Here is a 6,048-nt window from a genome sequence, read left to right as displayed (position 1 = left end):
ACCCGGACGCCTCGACGATCCCGGCCTCGGTGGAGTCGGCGGGCCGGGCGGGCCTGGTGGTGCGCGGTTACCCGGCACTGGTGGCGGCATCCGCCAGGAGCGCGGACTTGAGGATCCTGCCCGACGCCGCCGCCCAGGTGAGTGCCCACGGCGCCGGGGTCACGGCGCTGGCCCTGGCGCGCACAGCACTGGCCCCGGCCCGGGTGACGAGCCGGTGGAGCGCCCAGGAGTCGCTCATCCTGGCGGCCAGTCCCTACCGGAGCACCGAGGCGCTGGTGGAGGACGTGCAGGCGGCCGCCGCTCGAATCGTGGCCGGGCGCTGGGCGGCGTCGGCCTCCGGCTGCCCACTGGCCGAGGTGCGCAGACAGGAGGTCTTCGCCTCACTGGTCGACGTCATGCGCGATGAGCTCGAGGATGAGGTCTACCGGGTGGCCCGACACGCGGCCGCGGCGCTCAAGACGGCCCGGGAGGTGGACCGCGTGGTGGGTGAGCACACCTCCCTGACCCTGCTGGGCACGCTCCAGGAGGTGCGCGAGCACGCGGCCGCCCTGGTTCCGGACGGTTTCATCACCGTCACTGCGCCGGAGCACCTGGCGCATCTGGAGCGCTACCTGCGGGCCCTGGCGATGCGGGTGGAGAAGGCGGCCTCATCGCCGTCGGCCGCCTCCCAGGACGCGGCCCTGGCCTTCCAGGTCTCCCAGGCCCAGGAGGTGGTGGACAAGGCCCGCACCAAGGCTGCCTCGCTGCCGGCCGACCCCCAGCGCGAGGCCCTCCTGGAAGAGGCCCGCTGGATGGTGGAGGAGCTGAGGGTGAGCCTGTTCGCCCAGACACTGGGCACGAGCCGCAAGGTGAGCCTCCAGCGCATCACCAAGCTCTGCGCCCAGATCACCTGACCGACCCGCCCCTCTCCTCGGAGGCACCAGGCCCCGGGGGCCGAGGGATGACTCGTCATCCCCGCAGACGACCCCTCCTCCCTCAGGGGGAGGAGACCACCCCTGCTGCGTTCACCCACCGGGACGATCTCACCGGAGCCCGGCGCTCCTAGCCTGGAGTCATTCAGGAAGAACGAAGGCCACGAGTATCCCGAGGACTGACGCACCATGACCACCACCATCGACGCCGCAACCGGCCCAGCCATGGGCGTCAACCGTTTCGAGGCCCTGAAGAAGGCCGCCCCCGCCTCCCAGTCGTCCCACGCCGGGCAGCAGCGGGCCCTGGAGGCCGCCATCTGGCCGAGTCGGCCCCGCGTGGCCGGTCGGCAGTCCTTCATCGGTGCGGTGCACGCCGAGTGGATCAAGCTGCGCACCCTGACCTCCACCTGGGTCACGTCGGCCATCACGATCGTCATCACTGTCCTGTTCGGTGCGGGCCTAGCCATGGGCTACGCCGGCTCCCCCGATCGGGCCGAGGAGGCCAAGACCATGATCGCCTCGGGCTCGGCGATGGGCATGATCGTCGTCGCCGTCCTGGGGGCCCTGGTGGTCACCGGTGAGTACGCCTCGGGGCAGATCCGCTCCTCGATGATGGCCGTTCCTCGCCGCGGCCGCCTCTTCGTGGCGAAGGCGCTCGTCGTATCGGGCTTCTCCTTCGTCCTCGGGGTCCTCTGCGTGGCGCTGTCCTACGCGATCTCCCACCCGTTCATGAAGGGCCACGCCGGTTCCCTCACCGATGCCCACTACCTGGGGCTGTTCTGGGGCACGGGGTTGTCCTTCGCGGTCATCGCGCTCATGGCCATGGGGCTCGGCTACCTCACTCGCTCGACGGCTGGCGCCATCACCGTGGTGGTCTCACTGCTGTTCGTCGTCCCCATTCCCTTCGGGCTCATGGCCGGCCGCTGGCAGTGGGCGACCAAGGTCCTGGGGCTCCTGCCGAACACCCTGTCCGCCGCCGTGTCCGACCCCTTCAGCCTGGCCCACCAGTGGGGACAGGCCGGGACCACCACCTTCCTCCAGCACTGGCAGGCGATCGCCGTCTTCGCAGCCTGGACCATCGTCCCGCTGGTGATCGCCGGAGTCATCTTCACCCGCCGCGACGCCTGAGCCACCGGCTCACGCGCCCCATCAGACCCTTTCTCCGGTTCCACACAGTCGGCCCCCGCACCACTGAGGTGCGGGGGCCGACGACATCCATGCTCATCAGCCCAGGCGGTTCAGGGCTGCGGCCGGTGGCCCCGGTACGTGCGCATCCAGGGACGTCCGGTCCGGCAGCGACGGTCGCCTCGATCCTCTCCCCGCTACAGCACGGCGGACATGAGGCGGCAGACGTTGTCCACGTAGCGGTTGTACCAGGGCTCGGTGGCCCACAGCTCGGGGGTCAGCTCGGTGCAGATGCCCCGGTAGTCGGCGTCGTTGATGCGTAGCAGGTCGTCGAGGTCCCCGCCGAAGGCCAGCAGCATGACCTCGTAGTTGAGGGCGAAGGAGCGGAAGTCCATGTTGGAGGACCCGATGACCCCGACCTCGTCGTCGACCGTCATGTACTTCGAGTGCAGGACAGTCGGCGAGGGGTAGAGGTAGATCCGCACCCCCGCCGCCAGGAGGGCCGAGTAGTAGGAGCGCTGGGCGTGGCTGACGATGAACTGGTCGGACTCCTTGCCCACGAACAGCTCGACCTCCACCCCCCGGTAGGCGGCCGACGTCATCGCCGATAGCAGCGCCTCGTCGGGGATGAAGTAGGGGCTGGTGATGGACACGCGCCGCTTGGCCCCGTGGATGAGGGCCAGGAACATCCGCAGGTTCGGCTCGGTGGGGTATCCGGGCCCGGAGGGGATGAGCTGCATGGCGTTGACGACGGCGCCCGGACGCCCGGGCCTCGGGGCCGGCGTACCCACCGGGATGCCCGGCAGCCCCGCCATCTCCGGCAGGGTCTCGGCCGGCGTCCCCAGCGCCAGGTCGAATGCCTCGAGCTGCTCGCCGGCCTCGAAGAACCAGTCCATGGCGAAGACGGCCTGGGCCTCCAGGACGATCTCACCGGTGACCTCGACGGACAGGTCCTCCCAGCGGCGCCCGGCCCGCACGTTGCGTCGGGTCCGGTAGGTGGGGTCGATGACGTTGTGGCTTCCGATGAAGCCCTTCTCCCCGTCGATGACCAGGATCTTGCGGTGGTTGCGCAGGTCCGGGCGGCGCCAGCGGCGCTTGAGCGGCAGCAGCGGCATCATGAGGCGCCAGTGGATGCCGGCGTCGGTCATGCGCTGGCAGAACTGCTTCCAACCAGGGTACTTGCGGCTGCCCAGGTGGTCCAGGAGAAGACGCACCGTGACCCCTCGGGCCACGGCGCGCTCCAGGGAGGTGAAGAAGACGTCGGTGACCTCGTCCCAGCTCATGATGTAGAACTCGACGTGGACGTGGTCGGTGGCGGCGTCAATGGCGCGGGCCATGGCCTCATAGGTGCTGCGGGGATCGGCGTGGACGGCCACCACCTCGCCGGTGACGCAGGGCAGACCGGTGAGCCGGCGATTCATGCGCAGCGCCCCGGCCAGGTAGGTCGAGGGCCGGGCGCCCTTGGGCAGGTCGGGCATGGAGCGGGTGTAGTCGAGAGTGATCTCGTTGACGGTGTGCTGCTGACGGCGACGGGTGCCGTGCACCCACGGGCTGCCGATGAGCAGGTAGAGCGGGAGCCCCACGAAGGGCAGCAGGAAGATGAGCAGCAGCCAGGCGGTCGACGACGACGGGCGGCGGTTCTCCGGAACCGTGCCCAGCGCGGCGATCTTGATGAGGTACTCGATGACGACCCAGGTCGTGGCCAGTACCGGCGGCAGCGTCATGCTCGCATCATGTCATGCCCGCCGACAGGTCCCCGCAAACATGCCTGGGCGCAGACCGAATGGTCCTGCGCCCAGGCACTGCGAAGGCCCGCCCCAGTTGAACCACCGGGTCGGGCCCTTCGCAACGAGGTCGCTTACCGGTTCCCATTCGGCAGCGGGTCCTCCTTCACCGAAACGTCCGAGCACATTCCCTTGGCTGTGGCCCAGACTCAGTGGTGACCGGTCAGTGGTACTCCCCAGTACCTCACGGTCGCCACCGTTCAGCGGTAACTATGACTCTGCCGATGCTGTCTGAGAGAAGGCTGGAAATCGCGCATCTAAATGGTGACGCTTGGTGACGATATGGTCACGGCCTTCCAAGAGTGATGACACCCTCCCTCAAATCCCTTGGAATACCACGGAATCCGTCCTCCACAGGGCGCTGTCAGTCCGACGTCGGACTTCCGAACAGGGTCTTGAAGTAGCCGTAGAAGTTCCAGTTCCCCCATGAGGTGCACTGGTCCCCGCCACGTGCGGCGGCCTCATTGGGCTGGAAGGGCGTGTAGTTGTACAGGCCGGCCGTCGCCTGGTTCGCCACCGTCACCTCAGCGCCGCCGCACTGCGCGTCGGGCGAGTAGGCGATCTGTGTCGGTCGCTGCGCCACCACGTCGTAGCCGCCCGGGTTGAGACGATAGCGATGGAACTGGGAGGCCGCCCCGTAGAGCTGGGAGGGGAAGCCGGCCCACTGGGGGTCGCAGGTCCCGTGGTCGGGGCAGGCGTAGCCGGCCGCGGCCTCGTAATCGCGAGCGCCCAGGTTCGCGCCGGAGGCGGTGAGCAGCCCCTGCTCCTTGTGAATGAGGACGAGGAGCACCTGCGGATTGATGTCACAGGCCTGGGAGACCTCCCAGACGACGTCGGCCGCGCTGACACCGGAAGCGGCCTTGATGTCTCCGGGGCAGAAGGTGCTGGCCTGGCGGGCCTGCACGGAGAAGGTGGCGGTGGCCAGGCACTGGGTGCCGTCACTGCCCGGCTGGCAGCCGGCGTTGACCCTGGTGACGAAAGCGGCGACCTCCTCGCGCGTCATGGCCTTGGAGTCGTAGAAGACCTCATCATCGATGATGCGTGCGGCGCTGAAGCCGCTGGCGTCGGGCACCAGGGGTGCCGGAGCGGAACCTGTCCCATCGTGAGAGGCCTGCCCCCACCCCAGAGTGAGCCCGCCGAGGGAGGAGCCGGTCGCGCGCAGCGAGATCACCCCCACCAGGAGCGTGACCAGGAAGGCTGCGAGGACGACGCTGATCGGGCTCTTCAAGAAGGAGAGAGCAGAACCGCCCTTGCGCCGTCGTCTCCGCCTGATGCCGGCACGGCGGAGACCGAAGCGCTCGCCACCCCCTCGACGCCCCTTCCCCTGCCCGGGACGGTGACTCGCACCGTCCCGCCGAGCGCGGTCGGCGCCACGCTGCACGGTCGGGCGGGCGCTGCGCGGAGCTCGTGCAGGCTGAGGCGAGCCGGACCCGGCGGTGCTTCGTTGGGGCCGCGGACGTCGGCCGGAGGGATGGTGGGACATCGGCGACATCGTGTCACATCACGACAGGATGCACCGCCCGAAGAGACCCGGACTTCCCGAGACGACCAGCAGACCAGGAGCCGTCGGGAGGCGATGCGCCCCACAGGGCCGTCGTCGGCCGGGTACGACCACCGGCGAATACCGTGGGTCCGTGAATCTTCCCGATGTCCTGAGCCTGGCGCGTTCCCTCATGGAGAAGGCCGACATCGGCGACTGGGACCTGGCCTTCGACCGGGCTCGTCGTCGAGCCGGCCAGACGGATCATGCGCGACGGCGGCTCACGCTCAGCCGGCACCTCATGAGCCTGTACGACGAGACGCAGGTCCGCGAGACGATCCTGCACGAGATCGCCCACGCCCGCGTAGGCCCCCACCACGGGCACGATGCCGTCTGGGCGGCCGAGGCGACCCGGCTGGGGGCGACGGGCCGACGACTCATTGACGCCCAGGCTCCGAGGATCCGGGGCCGCTGGGTGGGCAGGTGCCCGGCAGGTCATGAGGTGGACCGCATGCGCCGCCCGGCCTCACCCGTCTCCTGCTCGCGCTGTGCCCCTCGATTCAGCCTGGAGCACCTCCTGTGCTGGAGTCTCGACGGAGAACCCGTCCCCCATGAGCGGATCAGCGAGCGCTACAGCCGCCTGCTGAGACTGGCTCGAATCCGACCAGCGGAGGAGTCCACGGACCCCTCCGGGACGCTATCGTCTTGCCCACTACCATCACCAGACATCCCAGAGGAGGAGTAGCCC

General features: G+C 69.3%; 5 protein-coding genes. 3 read left to right on the top strand and 2 right to left on the bottom strand.

From position 1 onward, the window contains the following. On the top strand, nucleotides 1-893 hold an 893-nt coding region (locus RIV12_RS07780), incomplete at its 5' end, for a DUF3418 domain-containing protein (RefSeq protein WP_309323051.1). A 207-nt stretch (nucleotides 894-1,100) separates the two neighbouring features. Then, nucleotides 1,101-2,039: a DUF2705 family protein gene (locus tag RIV12_RS07775; RefSeq protein WP_309323050.1), complete on the top strand. Its 939-nt coding sequence runs from the start codon at nucleotides 1,101-1,103 to the stop codon at nucleotides 2,037-2,039. A gap of 194 nt (nucleotides 2,040-2,233) precedes the next feature. Here RIV12_RS07775 and RIV12_RS07770 read toward each other — a convergent pair whose 3' ends face one another. After that, on the bottom strand, nucleotides 2,234-3,760 hold the full coding sequence (locus RIV12_RS07770; protein WP_309323049.1) for a phospholipase D-like domain-containing protein: 1,527 nt from the start codon (nucleotides 3,758-3,760) through the stop codon (nucleotides 2,234-2,236). A gap of 424 nt (nucleotides 3,761-4,184) precedes the next feature. Next, a complete protein-coding gene (locus RIV12_RS07765; protein ID WP_428978924.1) occupies nucleotides 4,185-4,997 on the bottom strand; it encodes a hemagglutinin in 813 nt (270 codons plus the stop codon). Nucleotides 4,998-5,454: 457 nt separating this feature from the next. Here RIV12_RS07765 and RIV12_RS07760 point away from each other — a divergent pair, with 457 nt between their 5' ends. Continuing rightward, nucleotides 5,455-6,045, top strand: coding sequence for a SprT-like domain-containing protein (locus RIV12_RS07760; RefSeq protein WP_075418195.1), 591 nt, complete (start codon nucleotides 5,455-5,457; stop codon nucleotides 6,043-6,045). Nucleotides 6,046-6,048 lie beyond the last annotated feature (3 nt).

Origin of the sequence: Actinomyces stomatis (genome assembly GCF_031292835.1) — a bacterium.
Classification (GTDB): domain Bacteria; phylum Actinomycetota; class Actinomycetes; order Actinomycetales; family Actinomycetaceae; genus Actinomyces; species Actinomyces stomatis.
This window is presented reverse-complemented; position numbering and strand designations above follow the sequence as displayed.